This is a genomic window from Bradyrhizobium sp. LMTR 3 (assembly GCF_001693485.1).
Taxonomy (GTDB): domain Bacteria; phylum Pseudomonadota; class Alphaproteobacteria; order Rhizobiales; family Xanthobacteraceae; genus Bradyrhizobium.
The window spans coordinates 413,157-431,148 of the sequence record NZ_MAXC01000043.1; the positions used below are offsets into that span (position 1 = coordinate 413,157).

Consider the following 17,992-nt stretch of genomic DNA (forward strand, 5'->3'; position numbering starts at 1 on the left):
TGATCGGTTCCCAGTCTCGTCAAGAACCGGCCGGGATCAAGCACAATCGTTATGCATCATCGTAGCCAACGCTCTTCGCAACGCGGATTCCGCGTTTTCGCACTGCGATGAAAGCGGAACCCGTTGCGACGAATGGTCAGCTAATCGTCGCCTGATGACGAAATCGTGACGTCGCACGACGGAGGGCGGGAAGTTGATGGCAGAACTCGGCCAGCTCATGTCGCGAGATCGCGAATGCATACTCAGTTGTCATCGCCCGGCCTTGTGCGCAATTGCGCACTAGGACCGGGGCGACCCAGTATTCCAGAGGCAGCAGTGATCGAACCGAGAAGCCGCGGCGTACTGGATCCCCGCCGGAGCCTGTCATCGGGCTCGCCGGAGGCGAGACCCGGTGGCGGGGATGACAGCCTGGGTAGAGCGGAAGCGAAACCCATCATCACGTGCATCGGCATTGATGGGTATCGCGGAGCTTATCATCGGGCCGGACCCGTTGGCTCCACCCGTCCTACGAAGCGGCTCAACGGCATCATCTTGGGGCATGACGTCGCCGATTTCCTCCGCTAACCTTGCGGCAAGGCCCGCCACAAGGGCCAGAAAATGTCCGGGAGGACAAGCGTGCACAGAGGGCGTGTCGTATTCGGCACCATGGACGAGGTCGTGTTCGGGCGGCCGGCATCCGAGGCGCTCGTCGCGCAGTTGGATCGGCTCGGCACGAGCCGCGCCTTCCTGATGGTCAGCGGCACGCTCAACCGCGAAACCGATATGATCGATACCATCCGCCGTGCGCTGGGACCGCGCTGCGTCGGCACGTTCGACGCGATGCCGCCGCATACGCCGCGCTCAGCCGTGATCGCCGCCGGCGAACAGGCCCGCGCAGCGGATGCCGATCTCATCGTCACGATCGGCGGCGGTTCGATCACCGACGGCGCCAAGGCAGTGCAGCTCTGTCTCGCCAACGATATTCGCCGTGCAGATGACATCGACCGGATCAAGGCCGGTCGCGGCGGCTCACCCCAACTTGCCGCGCCGACGGTGCGCCAGATCAGCGTGCCGACGACGATCGCCGGCGGTGAATTCTCTTCCACGGCCGGCGTCACCAACGAGAAGACGAGGGTCAAGGAAGCACTGCGCCATCCGCTACTGATGCCGCGCGCCGTGATTCTCGACCCCTGGCTTGCCCAGCACACGCCGGAATGGCTGTGGCTGTCGACCGGTATCCGCGCTGTCGACCATTGCGTCGAAGGCATCTGCTCGCGCGAGGCTCACCCATATGGCGACGCGCAGGCGCTGAAGGGCCTTTCGATGCTGGCGCAGGCGCTGCCGCGGGTGAAGGCCGCGGCCGGCGACCTCGACGCGCGGATGGATTGCCAGATCGGGACCTGGCTTTCGACCGGGCCTCTCGCTTCCGGCGTGCCGATGGGCGCCAGCCATGGCATCGGCTACGTGCTCGGCGCCGAATTCGGCGTGCCACACGGCTACACCTCCTGCGTGATGCTGCCGTCGGTGATGCGCTGGAACAAGTCGGCGAATGCCGAACGTCAGGCGCTGGTCGCAGCCGCCATGGGCCATCCGAACGATGACGCCGGCGACGTGCTCGACCGCTTCATTCGCAATCTCGGCATGCCGCGCAGCCTGCGCGAGGTCAAGGTTGGGCCCGAGCATTTCGACCGCATCGCGCAACAAGCGATGGCAACGCCGTGGGTGCCGCGCAATCCGCGCAAGATCGAGGGACCGGCGCAGGTACGCGAGATTCTGGACATGACCGCGTAAGGAGACCGAAGCCAATATGTACACCGGCACGCATGCTCACCTTCGTCCGCTGCAGCCCGCCTTCATCATGGCTTCCACCGGAGAGGCCGTAACCTATCGTGAACTGGAGGCGCGCACGAACCGGCTGGCGCACTTGTTTCGCAAGCGCGGACTCAAGCGCCTCGATCACTATTCGATCTTCATGGAGAACAACAGCCGCTACCTCGAGGCGTGCGGCGCCGGCGAACGGAGCGGACTTTATTATACCTGCGTGAACTCCTACCTGACCGCGGGCGAACTCGCCTACATCCTGACCAACAGCCAGTCGCGCATTCTCGTCACCTCGAAGGCAAAGCTCGACGTCGTGCGCGAGGCGCTGAAGGAATGCCCCAAGGTCGACTTATGCATTGTCGCAGACGGCGACGGCGAGAGCGAGCGTATCGTCGGGCTTGAGCAGGCGACGTCAGGCCTGCCGAAGACGCCGATAGCAGACGAATGCATCGGCACCGCGATGCTCTATTCGTCGGGCACCACCGGCCGGCCGAAGGGCATCCTGCGACCGCTGCCCGAACAGCCTCCGCTTCAGAACTTGGCGATCTTCGATTTCCTGCACGGCGTCTGGCACTACCGCGAAGGCATGATCTATCTTTCGCCCGCGCCGCTTTACCATTCGGCGCCGCAGGCGGCGGTCAATCTGACGATCCGCGCCGGCGGCACCGTCATCATCATGGAAAGCTTTGATCCGGAAAGATATCTGGAACTGGTTCAAAGATGCGGCGTCACCCACACCCAGCTTGTGCCGACGATGTTCTCGCGCATGCTGAAGCTGCCGGAGGATGTCCGCAAGCGTTACGACCTCTCATCGCTCGAGATCGCGATCCACGCCGCCGCGCCCTGCCCGGCTGCGGTGAAGGACGACATCATCAAATGGTGGGGGCCGATCATCCATGAATATTACGGCGCCACCGAAGGGCTCGGCTTCACCGCCTGCAACAGCAAGGAATGGCTGGCACACCGCGGCACCGTCGGCCGGGTGCTGCTCGGCGACCTCCATATTCTCGACGAGAACATGCGTCCCTGCCCGGTGGGCACCCCGGGCACGGTATGGTTCAAGACCGCGACCCCGTTTGAATATTTCATCGATCCGGCCAAGACCCAGGAGGCGCGCTCGCCTGACGGCAGCATGAGCACCGTCGGCGACGTCGGCTATGTCGATGAGGACGGTTATCTCTATCTGACCGATCGCGCGACCTTCATGATCATCTCCGGTGGCGTCAACATCTATCCGCAGGAATGCGAGAACCTCCTGATCACCCACCCCAAGATCGCCGATGCCGCGGTGTTCGGCGTGCCGAATCCCGATCTCGGCGAGGAAGTAAAGGCCGTGGTGCAGCCGATGCCGGGCGTTTCGCCTGGACAAGAGCTGGCCGACGAACTGATCGCCTTCTGCAGCCAATCGCTGTCGCGCCAGAAAGTGCCGCGCTCGATCGATTTCGAGGCCGAACTGCCGCGGCTGCCGACCGGCAAGCTCTACAAGCGCCTGTTGCGCGATCGCTATTGGGGCAACAAGGCCTCGCGGATCGTGTGAGCATGCGACGATGTGAGATGGCGAACTCGAACGCAGACGTCGCGACACCCGGTGGTGCGGTGCATCATCCGGCGAGATATTCCAGCGTAAGCCGCAGCACAACGGCTACCCCGCAACGAATCTGCCGCTTTCGCGGCGCGCATGTTCCGCCGCGCGGATTTTCGATTAGTTCGAATTGCCGATCTGTGCATCGTCTTGGCTGGTTGCCCGGACGCGCGGTCATGCTATCGTCTGATGCAATCGGCCGTTTCGAGACCGAGCAAATGTGGGAGGGGACCATGCGGAGCGTTCATGCGCTTGCCGCCGCAGCGTTGTTGTTGCTGCCGGCTCACGATGTTGCATCGGCCGGCGAGCCGAAACAGGGCGGCATCCTCAGGGTCTATCATCGCGACAGCCCGGGCAGCGCCTCGATCCACGAAGGCGCGACCTTCTCGATCAACATTCCCTTCATGTCGGTCTTCAACAACCTGGTCGTGTTCAAGCAGGACGTCGCACAGAACAGCGCAGACTCCATCGTCCCGGACCTGGCGGAGAGCTGGGCCTGGAGCAACGACGGCAAAAAACTCACTTTCAAATTGAAGCAGGGCGTCAAGTGGCATGACGGCAAGCCGTTCACCGCAGCCGACGTCAAATGCACGTTCGACATGCTGATGGGCAAGTCGCAACAGAAGTTTCGCCAGAACCCGCGAAAGTCCTGGTACAACCAGGTTGAGGACGTGACGACAAACGGCGATTTCGAGGCATCGTTCAGCCTGAAGCGGCCGCAGCCGGCGTTGTTGTCGTTACTCGCCTCCGGCTACACCCCGGTTTACCCCTGCCACGTCTCCCCGGCCGACATGCGTACCAAGCCGGTCGGCACCGGCCCGTTCAAGTTCGTCGAGTTCAAGGCCAACGAGTCCATCAAACTCACCAAGAATCACGATTACTTCAAGAAGGGCCTGCCGCACCTCGACGGCATCGAATTCACCATCATCCCCAACCGTTCGACGGCGATCCTTGGATTTGTCTCGGGCAAGTTCGACATGACGTTCCCGACCGAAGTGTCGATCCCGCTGCTCAAGGAGGTCAAGTCGCAGGCACCGAACGCAGCGTGCGTGGTTGAGCCGGTAAACGTCTCGACCAACATCATCATCAACTCGTCCGCTCCACCGTTCGACAATCTCGACATTCGCCGCGCTTTGGCGCTGGCGCTGGATCGCAAGGCCTTCGTCTCGATCCTGTTCGAGGGACAAGCCGACATCGGCGGCGTTATGCTCCCGGCGCCGGGCGGCCTGTGGGCGATGCCGAAGGAAATGCTCGAATCAATTCCGGGTTATGGCCCTGACGTCAACGCCAACCGGGAAGAGGCGCGCAAGCTGATGCAGAAAGCTGGTTACGGTCCGGACAAGCGTCTCGCGGTCAAGATCGCGACGCGCAACATTCCGATTTACCGCGATCCTGCCGTGATCCTGATCGACCAGATCAAGAACATCTATATCGACGGCGAGCTCGACGTCGTCGATACCGCGCAGTGGTTTCCGAAGGTCGCCCGCAAGGATTACTCGCTCGGCCTGAACCTCACCGGCAATGCCGTCGACGATCCCGACCAGTCGTTCTACGAGAACTATTCCTGTGGCTCGGAGCGGAACTATACCAACTACTGCAACAGGGAAATCGAAAAGCTGTTCGACCAGCAGTCGATGGAAAAGGATGTCGCCAAGCGCAAGAAGCTGGTCTGGGAAATCGACAAGAAACTGCAGGAAGACGTGGCGCGGCCAACCATCCTCCACAGCCGGGCGGGTTCCTGCTGGCATCCCTATGTCAAGGGCATCACCATCATGGTGAACAGCTCCTACAACGGCTATCGTTACGAAGACGTCTGGATGGACAAGTAGCGTCCGGCCGCGATAGCGTTTTCGAGCGAAGTGGATCCCGGTTCGCGTGAAGAAAACGCGTCAAAACAAAAATCGAGAGCTCGGTTCTGATTCATCAGAACCGAGGGGACGCTAGCCGATGGGTCAGGGAGAGTAGCCGGGTGTTTGCTTATATCGTGCGACGCCTCGCGTTGATGCTCGTGACCCTGGTCGGGATCTCGATCATCATCTTCGTGTTGCTGCGGGTCGTCCCCGGCAACATCGTCGACATCCTGTTCGACGCCGCCGGCTTCGTCGATCCCACCGACAAGGCCAACCTGGAAAAGGAACTCGGCCTCGACCTGCCGATCTACCAGCAATATCTGAACTGGATCGGCGGGCTGCTGCACGGCGATCTCGGCTATTCCTACGTCTCGGAAAAGCCAGCGCTGCAGGAGATCCTGCCGCGCATTCCGATCACCGCCCGGCTGGCGGCGCTGGCGCTGTTGTTCTCGGCCTCGATCGGCATTCCCTTAGGCGTTCTCAGCGCAGTCCACCAAGGCTCGCGGCTTGATTATACCCTGCGTGTGGTCAGCCTGAGCGGGCTGTCGCTACCCTCGTTCTGGCTCGGACTGCTGATCCTGATGGCGTCGGTTTCCCTGTTCGGCCACATGCCCATCTACAATCCGAACCCGGCAACCTGGACCGAGGCGTTCGCGATCTATGCCGTGCCGGCGATGGCGGTTGGTTTTCGCAGCGCCGCGCTGACCATGCGGATCACGCGTTCTTCGATGCTGGAGATTCTGCGGCAGGATTATATTCGCACCGCGCGCGCCAAGGGCGCGTCCGAGGCTTCGGTCAATTATCGCCACGCGCTGAAGAACGCGATTCTCCCTGTTATAACCGTGATCGGCATCGAGGCGGCGTTCCTGATCGGCGGGCTGATCGTCACCGAAACCGTGTTCAATATTCCAGGCGTGGCCCGCTTCCTGGTCGAGGCGCTGCGCTGGCGCGATTACCCGATCGTGCAGAATCTCGTGATGCTGATCGCCGTGGTCGTGGTGGTTGCGAACTTCACCGTCGATATGCTCTACGCCGCGATCGACCCGCGCATCCGGTATGGGGACTAGCCGCGTGACCACGATTAACTTCGAGAGCGAGTTGAGGCGGGCCGGCGCTCATTCGACGCATGGCTGGCGCCGGCTGGCATTCCTGGCGCAACGTTATCTGCTCGGCACGATCGGCCTTGTCATCATGGTGATGTTCGTCTGGATGGCGATCTCGGCCGATCTGATTGCCCGCTACGACCCGCTCAGTGTCGATTCGGCGCAGCGGCTGGCGCCACCGAGCGCGGCGCACTGGATGGGAACCGATTCATTCGGCCGTGACGTCTGGAGCCGGATCATTCACGGCGCGCGCATCTCGCTCGCCGTCGGCATCGGCGCCACCGCGCTCGGATCGTCGATCGGCGTCATCGTCGGCCTCGTATCCGGCTATCTGTCCGGCTGGGTCGATCTGCTATTCCAGCGCATCACCGACATTCTGCAGGCCCTGCCCTTGCTGGTGCTGGCGTTGGTGATGACGGCAGCGCTCGGCCCGTCGCTGCCGAACGTGATCATCGCGATTGCGATCCCGTTGATCCCGACGGTCGCCCGCGTGATCCGCGCCAATACGCTGGCGCTGCGCGAGCAGCCCTTCGTCGAAGCCGCAAAATCGATCGGCATGAGCGAGACCCGCATCGCGCTCCGCCACGTGCTGCCGAACACGCTCGCGCCCTTGATCGTGCTGGCGACCGCGCAGCTCGGCTCCACCATCCTCACCGAAGCCTCGCTGTCGTTCCTCGGCCTCGGCATCCCCGAGCCCTATCCGTCCTGGGGCCGCATGCTGTCGGAATCGGCGGCCGAATATGTCCGCACCGCGCCGTGGCTGGTGATTTTCCCGGGCGTCGCCATCTCCCTTGCCGTATTCGGCACCAATCTGTTCGGCGACGCGCTCCGTGACATCCTCGATCCGAGGCAGCGCGGCTGATGAGCGAGGCGCGCAAGGACGACACTATTCTCGATGTGAAGAACCTGCAGACGGTGTTCTTCACCAATTCCGGGCTGTTCCGCGCGGTCGACGACGTCTCGTTCACCGTGCGCCGCGGCGAGACGCTCGCGATCGTCGGCGAATCCGGCTGCGGCAAAAGCGTGACCGCGCTTTCGGTAATGCGGCTGGTGCCGGACCCGCCGGGCCGCGTGGTCGGCGGCTCGGTGACGCTGGAAGGAACCGATCTGCTCAGCCTTGATGAGGCCGAGATGCGCGACATCCGCGGCAACCGGATCTCGATGATCTTTCAGGAGCCGATGACCTCGCTCAATCCGGTGATGCGGATCGGCGACCAGATCACCGAAGTGCTCCGCCTGCACCAGGAGATGACCGCGAAGGAGGCCTGGGCCAAGGCGGTCGAGATGCTCCGCCTGGTCCGCATTCCCGAACCGGAACGCCGTGCGCAGGAATATCCGCACCAGCTCTCCGGCGGCATGCGGCAGCGCGCGATGATCGCGATGGCGCTAGCGTGCCGGCCGGCGCTGTTGATCGCGGACGAGCCGACCACCGCGCTCGACGTGACGATCCAGGCGCAGATCCTGGCGCTGATCGTCGACCTGCAAAAGCGGCTCGGCACCGGCTTGATCCTGATCACCCACGATCTCGGCGTCGTCGCGCAAACCGCGCAGCGCGTTATCGTGATGTATGCCGGCAAGAAGGTCGAGGAAGCGACCGTAGAGGATCTGTTCGAAAATCCAAAGCATCCCTACACGCGCGGGCTGATGGCCTCGATGCCCGCGGTGATCTCGTTTGGTGCCAAGACCGATGCGCGACTGAACGAGATTCCCGGCATGGTGCCGTCGCTGACGAACCTTCCGCCGGGCTGCGCCTTTGCGCCGCGCTGTCGCCTCGCCGTGGACCAATGCCGCGCCGAATATCCACCGCTGCAGGAAGTCGATGCCAATCATCTCGCGGCGTGCTGGCGCGCAACCGAATTGGTAGGCGCGCCATGAGCGACCAACGCCCCCTCCTTGAAGTCACCGACCTCGTCAAGCATTACGCGGTGCGCGGCGGCGTCCTGCGCCGGCGCGTCGGCACCGTGCATGCGGTCGACGGCGTCAGCTTCTCGGTTGCCAAAGGCGAGACGCTCGGGCTGGTCGGCGAATCCGGCTGCGGCAAATCGACGGTCGCACGCGCCGTGCTGCGGCTGGTGGAGCCGTCCAGCGGCGCCATCAAGCTGAACGGCACCGACATCACCGGCCTGAGCAAGGCCGAGATGCGGCCGCACCGTCGCTCGATGCAGATCGTATTCCAGGACCCGTTCGCCTCGCTCAATCCGCGCATGACCGCGGGCGATATCGTCGGCGAGCCGCTCGCCGTGCATGGGCTGGCAACCGGCCGCGCGCAGCAGGAACGCGTCGCGGAACTGTTCGCGCAGGTGGGATTGCGCCCCGATCAGATGAAGAACTACCCGCACCAATTCTCCGGCGGCCAGCGGCAGCGCATCTGCATCGCGCGGGCGTTGTCGCTTGGGCCGAGCCTGATCGTGTGCGACGAGCCGGTCTCGGCGCTCGATGTCTCGATCCAGGCGCAGGTGATCAACCTGTTGATCGACCTGCAGCGCAAGAACGATTTTTCCTACCTGTTCATCGCGCACGATCTCGCCGTCGTCGCCCATATCAGCCATCGCGTCGCCGTGATGTATCTCGGGCGCATTGTCGAGATTGCGGACAAGTCGGAATTGTTCGCGAACCCGCGGCATCCATATACGCAGGCGCTGCTGGCGTCAGTCCCGGTCGCTGATCCCAAGGCAAAGCGCCTTGCGCCGATGGTCGACGGCGACGTCCCGAGCCCGATCAATCCACCCTCAGGCTGCGCCTTCCACACCCGCTGCCGCTATGTCATGGACCGCTGCAAGGTGGAGCGGCCGGCGCTGGTGGAAGCCGGCGAAAGACATCAGGTAGCGTGCTGGCTGAACGACGGCACGGGGCGACCGGAGTAAGTCTATCGTCGTCCCTGCGAACGCACGGACCCATAACCACCGCTGTTACTTATGAACGAAAGTTATCGCCCCAACTTCGCACAAATCGAACATTCGTGGTTATGGGTCCCGGGTCAAGCCCGGGACGACAGAGATTTATGTCACGCCGCCGCGATCTCCACGACGATCCGTCCCGTCGTCACCTGCTCGCCCTCGGTGACATCGATCGACGAAACCGTGCCGGCAACACCTGCCATGTGCACGTGCTCCATCTTCATCGCTTCCAGCGTCATCACCGGCTGGCCGACGGCAACCTGCTCGCCAGGCTTGACCAGCACCGCCACCACGCGGCCGTTCATCGTCGCGCGCACCTTGCCGTCGCCGTCCGCCGCCGCAGCGGAGGCCGGTGCGGCCAGCGTCAGATCGCGGGCGGCAATCGAGGCTCCGCGATGAAGGATGTACAGACGACCGTCATCGCGCAGGAATCTCGCTGACTCCATCAGGCCATCGGTGCGGAAGCGGATCGTGTCTGGGCCGAGCTCGTCGATCTCGAAACGACGCTCGTCGTCATCGAGGCCGGCTACATAACTCCCGTCGCGGTTCCGAACGATATCAACCTCGAACGCACCGTGGCCAAGGTCGATCCGCATCGTCAGCGGGAACGTCGCCGCCAGGCTGCGTCCACTGCGCCAGGGAGGCGCATGCGGGTTGGTGACGTAAAGCAGCAATGCCGCCAGCGCAGCCTCCGTACTGTCGTTCGCACGCGACGCCAGCAATTCGTCGCGGTGATTGCCGATGAAGGCCGTAGTCGCTTCGCCCTTCGCAAAGGCAGGATGGCGCAAGCAGGAAATCAGGAATCCTTGATTGGTGGTGACGCCGAACGCCGCGGTCTGCTCCAGTCCGCAAATCAGCCGCCCGCGGGCCTCGTTGCGGTCGACGCCGTGGCTGATGATCTTGGCGACCATCGAATCGTAGAACGGCGGAATCTCCGAACCCGATCGCAGCGCGTGCTCGACGCGGATGCCGTCGGGCATCTGCCACAGCTCCATTCGCCCCGACTGCGGCATGAAGTCATGGTCCGCGTCCTCCGAGCACAACCGCACCTCGATGGCGTGGCCGGAGAATTTGACGTCTTCCTGCTTGGGCCCCAGCGGCTGGCCGGCGGCAATGCGCAACTGCAGTTCGACCAGATCGAGCCCGGTAATCGCTTCGGTGACGGGATGCTCGACCTGCAGGCGCGTGTTCATTTCCATGAAATAGAACTCGCCGGACGGATCGAGCAGGAACTCCAGCGTCCCCGCGCCCTCATAGCCGATCGATTTGACGGCAGCGACCGCGACGGCGCCCATGCGCGCTCGCAGTTCCGGCGTCACTTTTGGCGACGGCGCTTCCTCGATCAGCTTCTGGTGTCGGCGTTGCACCGAGCAATCGCGCTCGCCGAGATGAATGGCATTGCCGTAGCGGTCGCCGAACACCTGAATCTCGATGTGGCGGGGATCGACGATGGCGCGCTCCAAGATCACGCTTGCGTCACCGAACGCGCCCTGCGCCTCCGACCTTGCGCTGCGCAGCGCATCCGGAAATGCCGCGGCGTCTTCGACCAGCCGCATGCCGCGCCCGCCACCGCCGGCAACCGCCTTGATCATCACGGGGAAGCCGATCTTCCTGGCCTCCGCTAGCATCACTGCGTCGCTCTGGTCCGCGCCCTGATAGCCGGGCACGATGGGCACGCCAGCCTCTCGCATGATGTCCTTGGCGCCGGCCTTGTTGCCCATCGCCCGGATCGCCTCTGGCGAAGGCCCGATGAAGACCAGCCCGGCATCGCGGCAGGCCTGCGCAAAATCCTCGTTCTCGGCGAGGAAGCCGTAGCCCGGATGCACCGCGCCGGCCCCGCTGGCTTTGGCCGCTGCGATGATCGCGTCGATCCGCAGATAAGACTGCGCCGGCAGCGCCTCCCCGATCCGCACGGCCTGGTCCGCCTCACGCACGTGCAGCGCATCACGATCGGCATCGGAATAGACGGCAACCACGCCATAGCCGAGCCGCCGCGCGGTGCGCATGATCCGCAGTGCGATCTCGCCGCGATTGGCGACGAGAATCTTGAAAAATGGCGTTCGCTTCATCTCGATCCCGCTCATGGCCGGGCGACCGAGAATTGCATGCGCTGCGGCGAGCGCGCTTCGGCCTCACGGCAGATCGCCAGCACTTCGGCAAGCACACTGCGGGTATCGCGGGGATCGATCACGCCGTCGTCGAGCACCCGCGCGCTGGTTGAGAACACATCCATCTGGCCGTCGAACACGCCCGTGATTTGCGCCTTCATCGCCTCCAGCTTTTCCTTCTCGATCGGCTTGCCCCGCCGCGCCGCCGCAGCCTCGGTCACGATCGCCATGGTTTCGGCGGCCTGCTCGCCGCCCATCACGGCGGTCTTGGCATTGGGCCAGGAGAAGCAGAAGCGCGGGTGGAAACCGCGCCCGCACATGCCGTAATTGCCGGCGCCGAAGGACGCGCCGCAGTAGATCGTGATCTGCGGAACGGTCGCCGACGTCACTGCCTGGATCATCTTGGAGCCGTGCTTGATCATGCCGGCCTCTTCGTAGGCACGGCCGACCATATAGCCGGTGGTGTTGTTCATGTAGAGCAGCGGCGTGCGCGACTGGCAGCAGGCCTGGATGAAGTGCGTCGCCTTGTTGGCGCCGGGCACATCGAGCGGGCCGTTGTTGGTGATGATCCCGATCGCCTGTCCTTCGATGCGGGCGTGGCCACACACGGTGGCGGGGCCGTAATTCGCGCCGAACTCGGTGAAATCGGAACCGTCGACGAAGCGCGCGATGGCCTGGCGCATGTCGACGGGACGCTTGTGGTCCATCGGCATGATGCCGAGCAGTTCCTCGGCGTCATAGCGTGGCGGCTTGAAGGACAATGTCGCAGGCTTCGGCCGATCCCATTCCAGGTTGGCCATGATGTCGCGCGCGATGCGCAGCGCGTCGCGGTCGTCTTCGGCAAGATAGTCGCCGAGCCCTGAGATGGAGGTGTGCATCTCGGCGCCGCCGAGTTCCTCCTCGGTCGCGACCTCGCCCGTCGCGGCCTTTAGCAGTGGCGGTCCGGCCAGGAATGCGCGGGTGCGGCCGCGGACCATTACAATGTAATCGGAAAGCCCGGTCTGGTAGGCGCCGCCCGCCGTTGACGATCCATGCGTCACGGTGACGACGGGCAGGCCGGCGGCCGACAGCCGCGCCAGATTGCGAAAGATGTTGCCGCCGCGGATAAAGTCCTCGACGCGGTAGCGCAGCAGATTGGCGCCGGCGCTTTCGACCAATTGCACGTAAGGCAGCTTGTTTTCCAGCGCCAGTTCCTGCACCCGCAGCGTCTTGTCGAGGCCGAACGGCTGCAACGCGCCGGCGTCGATGCCGGCATCATTGGCGCTAACCATGCAGCGGATGCCGGAGACGAAGCCGATACCTGCGATCACGCCGCCGCCGGGCACGCTCTTGTCGGCGTCCGGCACATCGAACATGTAGCCGGCGAGTGTCGACAGTTCGATGAAGGGCGAGCCGGGATCGAGCACCAGCGCCACACGCTCCCGCGGCAGCAATTGCCCGCGCTTGTGGAAGCGATCCTTGGCTGCGGCCGATGCGGCGCGCGTGCGATCTTCCAGCGAGCGCATGCGCGCGATCAGCGCCAGCATGCCGTCGCGGTTGGCCTTGTAGGCGGCGCTGGAGGGGGAGATGGTGGATTCGATTATGGCCATAAACTAATTTGCTCCGTCATTCCGGGGCGATGCGAAGCATCGAACCCGGAATCTCGAGATTCTCAGGTGCGCAATTGCGCACCATAGTTCACGCTTCGCGTGCCCCGGAATGACGACCTCAATGCCTGGTCCCGAATATCTGCCGCGCTTCAGCGGGGCTCGCGATCTCGCGGCCCGCACGCCGTGCGCAGGCGGCGATGGCTTCGATCAACTGTCCATTCGACGTCACCTTGGTGCCGTCGGCGAGATAAAATGTATCCTCCAGCCCGGTGCGCAAATGACCGCCGAGATCGGCGCAGCGCTGGTGCAGCGGCCAGATTTCGGCGCGGCCGATCGCGGTGACCTGCCAATGCGCTTCCGGCAACTTCAGCTTCAACAGGATCGGCAGCAACTCCGGATCCGCCGGCATGCCTGACGCCACGCCCATCACGAAATTATATTCGAGCGGTCCGGAATACATGCCGGTCTGCACGTACATGCCGACGCAGCGCACGATGCCGACGTCGAAACATTCGAACTCCGGATTCGTGCCGGTGTCCTTCATGGCGTCGAGATAGTCCTGCACCTTCTCGACCGCGTTATCGAACATCATCGGCGGCCAGGCCCAGGTGTTGTCGGATTTGACCTTGAGATAGTTCAGCGAGCCGGCGTTGCAGGCCGCGATCTCGGGCCGCGTCTCGCGCACGCAATCGAGCGCACCCTGATATTTCGGGCCCGACGTGCCTGTCGTGTGATTGATGATGACGCCGGGGCATGCTTCACGGATCGCCTGCTGGATCTCCCTGGAGACGTTGACGTCCCAGGACGGCAGATGCCCCTTGTTCGGCTCCTGCTGGCGCAGATGGATGTGCATGATGCTGGCGCCGGCGTTGAAGGCGGCCCTGGCCTCACGCGCCATCTGCTCCGGCGTCACCGGCACGTTGTGCTGCTTCGGGTCGGTCAACACGCCGTTCAGCGCGCAGGTAATAACGGCCTTGTCGCCCATCGATCAACCTTCGAAAACGGGACGCGAGAGATCGCGAACATCCAGCGCGATCATGCGTGCCGCATCAGCCGGCTTCTTGCGTCCACCCGCTATTGTCGGCGCTGGCACGGCGGTGGCTGTAGATCGCGAGATCGCGCGAGCCGGAAAAGATTGCGCGCGGCTTCAGCCCGTAGAAGCGGCGGATCGAATGGCTAAAATGCGTGGAATCGGGATAGCCGATATCCTGCGCGAGATGCGCAAGGTTGATGTCCTGGTTGGCGAAATGCAGCAAATGCCGCGCGCGCTTCCAGGCGCGGAACGAGCGGAAGGATATCCCGGTCTGCTCTTTGAAGAGATGTAGGAACCGCGACGGCGATAATCCGGCCTCGGCGCCGCAGCTTGCCGCCGTCACCGGCTCGCCGGAGAATTTTCCGATCTGCACGATCGCATGTGCCACGCGTGGATCGAGCTCACGTTGCGGCAAGACTTCACCAAGGCACAGGCGATCGAATTCGGCGCTGGAAAACTCATTGCGGGCGTGATGCTCGCGCAGTTCACGATAGGCGACCCGAATGCGGCCGGCGAAAGCCGCGCCCTCGGGCCCCGCGAGGCGCGTCGCAAAATCTTCCAGCGCACCGGGACGAACGCTCTCCGGTTCGATCACGACACTGAGCACCGAGCGATGATCGCTGGCGATGGTATGCCTGACGTTCGGCAACAGAGCGACCATGTCGCCATGGGTTTCGCGGCCATCGGCAGTGGTGAGCCAGAGACCGCCCTCGATCGCAACATAGATGTTGAACCCGCCCGAGCAGCGTTGCCGGGGCCGACCGAGCAGACCGGCGTAGAACACGCGTTCCGGGGTGATCAGCATCAGATGGCCGGATTTGTGGCCAGTATCGTCCATGGCTCGTCCTCCTCGCGCGGCTCTCTGGCCGCTGCGATGGGTCAACCATAGCGGAAATTTGAGGACTGACCAGACGCAACCCCTCAAGCCCGAACGCGCGGCGCGACGTTTTGCTCGATGCCGGCCTTGCGCTCCGCCGCAACCGCGCGCTGGTAACCCTCGCGTTCCTGCAACCGGGCCCAATATGCCCTGACATTCGGCCCGAAATCCTTGTCCAGGCCGATATTGCCGGCCAGCCGCAGCGCGTAGCCGTTAACGATATCGGCCGCGGTGAAGCGGCCGGCGCACAGGTTTTCGGCATTGGCGGTCGCTGCCTCGACCGCGCGCAGCCGGCCCAGGAACCATTTCGCGTAATCGCCGGCAACTTGCGGGTTCCGCCGTTCTTCCGGCTCGAGCTGGCTGTATCGTAGCACCAGCGTTTGCGGAAAAGTCAGTGTGGCGTCGCTGAAGTACATCCAGTTCAGGAAGGCGCCATAGGCCGGATCATCCTGCCCTACCACCAGCGGGGTCGGTCCGTATTTGGTGCCGAGGTAATAACAAATGCCGGAGGACTCCGTCATTTTGGTATCGCCGTCGATCATGAACGGAATGGTGCCGAGCGGATTGATCGCGAGATACTCCTTGGCGAGCACGCGCGGCGGGAACGGCAGCATCTTCAACTCGTAGGGCAAGCCCATCTCTTCCAGCATCCAGAGCGGGCGGAACGAGCGGGCGCCGTCGCAGTGATAGAGCGTGATCATCAACCGTTCCTCATCGTTACTTTTCTGACTTGTTCTTATTGGCTTTTCGGCAGCGTGCCCATCATCTTGCATAACACCATCAGCATCACCTCGTCGGCGCCGCCGCCGATCGAGGTCAGGCGGCTGTCGCGATAGGCCCGGCTGACCGGCGTCTCGTTCATGAACCCCATGCCACCCCAGAATTGCAGGCAGGCATCGGTGAGTTCGCGCCCCAGCCGTCCCGCCTTGAGCTTGGCCATGGTGGCAAGCCGCGTCACGTCCTCGCCCGCGATCAACGCCTCGGCGGCGCGGTAGACCAGCGCGCGCAACAGCTCGACCTCCGTCTGCATCTCCGCCAGCTTGAAATGAACGGTCTGGTTATCGAGGATCGATTTTCCGAACGCCTTGCGGTTGCGGGTGTATTCGATCGTCTCTGATATGATGAACTCGTGCGCCTTAAGGCAGGCCGCCGCGCCCCACAGCCGCTCCTCCTGAAACTGCACCATCTGATAGGTAAAGCCCTTGCCTTCCTCGCCGATCCGGTTGCGCTTGGGCACCCGGACGTTGTCGAAGAAGATCTGCGCGGTGTCGGACGAGCGCATGCCCATCTTGTCGAGCTTGCGCGCGACCTGCACGCCCTTGGTCTTCATGGGCACGCAGATCAGCGACTTGTTGCGATGGACCTGGCCGTCGCTGGTGTTGGCGAGCAGGCAGATCCAGTCCGCCTGCACGCCGTTGGTGATCCACATCTTGCCGCCGTTGATGACGTAATCGTCGCCGTCGGAGCGCGCCTGCGTCTTGATCGAGGCGACGTCGGAACCGGCGCCCGGCTCCGAGACGCCGACGCAGGCCACCGCATCACCGGCAATCGCGGGCGCGAGAAACTCACGGCGCACCTCATCAGAACCGAACCGCGCCAGCGCCGGCGTCGCCATATCGGTCTGCACCCCGATCGCCATCGGCACGCCGCCGCAGGTGATGGCACCGAGCTCTTCGGCCATCATCAGTGCGTAGGAATAATCGAGCCCCTGGCCGCCGAACTCGGTAGGCTTGTTGAGGCCGAGAAAGCCGAGATCGCCAAGCTTCTTGAACAGCTCGTGCGCCGGAAAGATATCGTTCTTCTCCCATTCGTCGACGAACGGGTTGATCTCGGCGGCGATGAACTTTTGCAGGATGCGGCGGGGTTCGTCGTGATCGGCGGTGAAGAGCATGTGTTCCTTCCTGTCATTCCGGGGCGCGCGTAGCGCGAACCCGGAATCTGGAGCTAATGGATCGAGGTTCCGGGTTCGCGCTGGCGCGCGCCCCGGAACGACGGTTAGAGGCCCATCTGCCGCGAGGCGAGATCCTTCATGATCTCCTCGGTGCCGCCGCCGATGGCGTTGACCTTGACCTCGCGGTAGATGCGCTCGACCTTGACGCCGCGCATGAAGCCGGCGCCGCCGAAAATCTGGACAGCCTCGGAGGCGCAGAACGCCATGGTCTGGGTCGCCTGGTTCTTCATCATGCAGATTTCGGCGACCGGGCTCTCGCCCTGTCCGAGCCGCCACGCCAACATTTCCAGCATCGCCTGCGACGCCGCGACCTTCTGCGCCATGTCGACGATCTTGTGACGGATCACCTGATGCTGCGCGATCGGCTTGCCGAAGGTCTTGCGCTCTTTCGCATAGGCAATCGCCTCCTCGACGCAGACACGGGCATAGGCCGTGCAGCTCGCCGCCATGCCCATGCGCTCGCTGTTGAAATTGTGCATGATGATCTTGAAGCCTTGGCCTTCCTCGCCGATCAGGTTCTCGATAGGGACGCGACACTCGTCGAAATGCAGCGTGGCGGTATCCGAGGCCCACCAGCCCATCTTCTTCAGTTTCGTCCGCGACAGGCCCAGCGTATCGCCTTCGATCAACAGCAGGCTGACGCCGCCCGGTCCCTCGCCGCCGGTGCGCACCGCGACCGTCAGATAGTCGGCCCGCATGCCCGACGTGATAAAGGTCTTCTCCCCGCTGACGACGTAATAGTCACCATCGCGCCGCGCCTTGGTGCGCAGATTGGCGACGTCGGAGCCGCCGCTCGGCTCGGTGATCGCTAGCGCCGAAATCTTCTCGCCCGACAGCACCTGCGGCAACACCCGCGCTTTGACCTCGGGCCGCGCGGCGCGCGCAATCGGCGGCGAGCCGATGGTGTGGCTCATCAGGCTGGAGCTGACCCCGCCCGCACCGGCACGCGCCAGTTCCTGCGACGCCACGATCTTCATGAACTGGTCGGCGGCCACACCGCCATACTCTTCGGGAAAACCAAGCCCAAGCAGCCCGATCTCGGACGCCTTGCGATAGAGCTCGCGCGGAAATTCGCCGGCTTCGTCCCATTCATGGGCATAGGGCTCAACCTCGCGCCCCACGAAGCGGCGCATCACGTCGCGGAACGCTTCGTGATCCGCCGTGTAGAACGGGCTCTGCGCCCCTGTGCGCTCCAGCATGCT

The 17,992-nt window shown here is 63.6% G+C and carries 14 protein-coding genes; 7 read left to right on the forward strand and 7 right to left on the reverse strand.

All coding sequences use genetic code 11. The features are described 5' to 3' along the window. Positions 1-615: 615 nt before the first annotated feature. The 7 genes from LMTR3_RS25485 (at position 616) to LMTR3_RS25515 (ending at position 9,199) form a co-directional block, all read left to right on the forward strand. Positions 616-1,770, forward strand: a complete 1,155-nt coding sequence (locus LMTR3_RS25485; protein WP_065747715.1) for an iron-containing alcohol dehydrogenase — start codon at positions 616-618, stop codon at positions 1,768-1,770. 16 nt (positions 1,771-1,786) lie between these two features. Continuing rightward, positions 1,787-3,337 carry an AMP-binding protein gene (locus LMTR3_RS25490; protein WP_065747716.1) on the forward strand — a complete coding sequence of 517 codons (1,551 nt, stop codon included), beginning with the start codon at positions 1,787-1,789 and terminating at the stop codon, positions 3,335-3,337. A gap of 278 nt (positions 3,338-3,615) precedes the next feature. Next, on the forward strand, positions 3,616-5,211 hold the full coding sequence (locus tag LMTR3_RS25495) for an ABC transporter substrate-binding protein (RefSeq protein WP_065747874.1): 1,596 nt from the start codon (positions 3,616-3,618) through the stop codon (positions 5,209-5,211). A 140-nt stretch (positions 5,212-5,351) separates the two neighbouring features. Beyond that, entirely contained in the window at positions 5,352-6,299 is a 948-nt protein-coding gene (locus LMTR3_RS25500) for an ABC transporter permease (protein ID WP_065747717.1), read from the forward strand. 4 nt (positions 6,300-6,303) lie between these two features. Continuing rightward, positions 6,304-7,197: an ABC transporter permease gene (locus LMTR3_RS25505; protein WP_176721988.1), complete on the forward strand. Its 894-nt coding sequence runs from the start codon at positions 6,304-6,306 to the stop codon at positions 7,195-7,197. Beyond that, positions 7,197-8,210 carry an ABC transporter ATP-binding protein gene (locus LMTR3_RS25510; protein ID WP_065747719.1) on the forward strand — a complete coding sequence of 338 codons (1,014 nt, stop codon included), beginning with the start codon at positions 7,197-7,199 and terminating at the stop codon, positions 8,208-8,210. The genes LMTR3_RS25505 and LMTR3_RS25510 overlap by 1 nt, the downstream gene beginning before the upstream one ends. Next, a complete protein-coding gene (locus LMTR3_RS25515; protein ID WP_065747720.1) occupies positions 8,207-9,199 on the forward strand; it encodes an ABC transporter ATP-binding protein in 993 nt (330 codons plus the stop codon). The genes LMTR3_RS25510 and LMTR3_RS25515 overlap by 4 nt, the downstream gene beginning before the upstream one ends. A gap of 140 nt (positions 9,200-9,339) precedes the next feature. Here the strand turns inward: LMTR3_RS25515 and LMTR3_RS25520 are convergent, their stop codons facing one another. The 7 genes from LMTR3_RS25520 to LMTR3_RS25550 all read right to left on the reverse strand — a co-directional run bounded on the left by LMTR3_RS25520 (position 9,340) and on the right by LMTR3_RS25550 (position 17,989). Next, entirely contained in the window at positions 9,340-11,301 is a 1,962-nt protein-coding gene (locus tag LMTR3_RS25520; protein ID WP_176721989.1) for an acetyl/propionyl/methylcrotonyl-CoA carboxylase subunit alpha, read from the reverse strand. A gap of 11 nt (positions 11,302-11,312) precedes the next feature. Beyond that, positions 11,313-12,929, reverse strand: a complete 1,617-nt coding sequence (locus tag LMTR3_RS25525) for an acyl-CoA carboxylase subunit beta (protein ID WP_065747722.1) — start codon at positions 12,927-12,929, stop codon at positions 11,313-11,315. A 118-nt stretch (positions 12,930-13,047) separates the two neighbouring features. Further along, positions 13,048-13,914 (reverse strand): beta-keto acid cleavage family enzyme, encoded by an 867-nt coding sequence (locus tag LMTR3_RS25530; protein ID WP_065747723.1) that lies wholly within the window; start codon positions 13,912-13,914, stop codon positions 13,048-13,050. Between the two features lie 64 nt (positions 13,915-13,978). After that, positions 13,979-14,800, reverse strand: a complete 822-nt coding sequence (locus tag LMTR3_RS25535) for a helix-turn-helix domain-containing protein (protein ID WP_065747724.1) — start codon at positions 14,798-14,800, stop codon at positions 13,979-13,981. 83 nt (positions 14,801-14,883) lie between these two features. Beyond that, positions 14,884-15,540, reverse strand: a complete 657-nt coding sequence (locus LMTR3_RS25540) for a glutathione S-transferase family protein (RefSeq protein WP_065747725.1) — start codon at positions 15,538-15,540, stop codon at positions 14,884-14,886. Positions 15,541-15,575: 35 nt separating this feature from the next. Beyond that, positions 15,576-16,730, reverse strand: a complete 1,155-nt coding sequence (locus tag LMTR3_RS25545) for an acyl-CoA dehydrogenase family protein (RefSeq protein ID WP_065747726.1) — start codon at positions 16,728-16,730, stop codon at positions 15,576-15,578. 104 nt (positions 16,731-16,834) lie between these two features. Continuing rightward, positions 16,835-17,989, reverse strand: a complete 1,155-nt coding sequence (locus LMTR3_RS25550; protein ID WP_065747727.1) for an acyl-CoA dehydrogenase family protein — start codon at positions 17,987-17,989, stop codon at positions 16,835-16,837. Positions 17,990-17,992: the final 3 nt, after the last annotated feature.

Excerpts from the sequence above, each read along its gene's own strand:
- LMTR3_RS25510 (WP_065747719.1), top strand. The coding sequence starts at position 7,197 with ATGAGCGAGGCGCGCAAGGACGACACTATTCTCGATGTGAAGAACCTG.
- LMTR3_RS25550 (WP_065747727.1), bottom strand. The coding sequence starts at position 17,989 with ATGCTGGAGCGCACAGGGGCGCAGAGCCCGTTCTACACGGCGGATCAC.
- LMTR3_RS25535 (WP_065747724.1), bottom strand. The coding sequence starts at position 14,800 with ATGGACGATACTGGCCACAAATCCGGCCATCTGATGCTGATCACCCCG.
- LMTR3_RS25515 (WP_065747720.1), top strand. The coding sequence starts at position 8,207 with ATGAGCGACCAACGCCCCCTCCTTGAAGTCACCGACCTCGTCAAGCAT.
- LMTR3_RS25545 (WP_065747726.1), bottom strand. The coding sequence starts at position 16,730 with ATGCTCTTCACCGCCGATCACGACGAACCCCGCCGCATCCTGCAAAAG.
- LMTR3_RS25495 (WP_065747874.1), top strand. The coding sequence starts at position 3,616 with ATGCGGAGCGTTCATGCGCTTGCCGCCGCAGCGTTGTTGTTGCTGCCG.
- LMTR3_RS25530 (WP_065747723.1), bottom strand. The coding sequence starts at position 13,914 with ATGGGCGACAAGGCCGTTATTACCTGCGCGCTGAACGGCGTGTTGACC.
- LMTR3_RS25490 (WP_065747716.1), top strand. The coding sequence starts at position 1,787 with ATGTACACCGGCACGCATGCTCACCTTCGTCCGCTGCAGCCCGCCTTC.
- LMTR3_RS25525 (WP_065747722.1), bottom strand. The coding sequence starts at position 12,929 with ATGGCCATAATCGAATCCACCATCTCCCCCTCCAGCGCCGCCTACAAG.
- LMTR3_RS25540 (WP_065747725.1), bottom strand. The coding sequence starts at position 15,540 with ATGATCACGCTCTATCACTGCGACGGCGCCCGCTCGTTCCGCCCGCTC.
- LMTR3_RS25520 (WP_176721989.1), bottom strand. The coding sequence starts at position 11,301 with ATGAAGCGAACGCCATTTTTCAAGATTCTCGTCGCCAATCGCGGCGAG.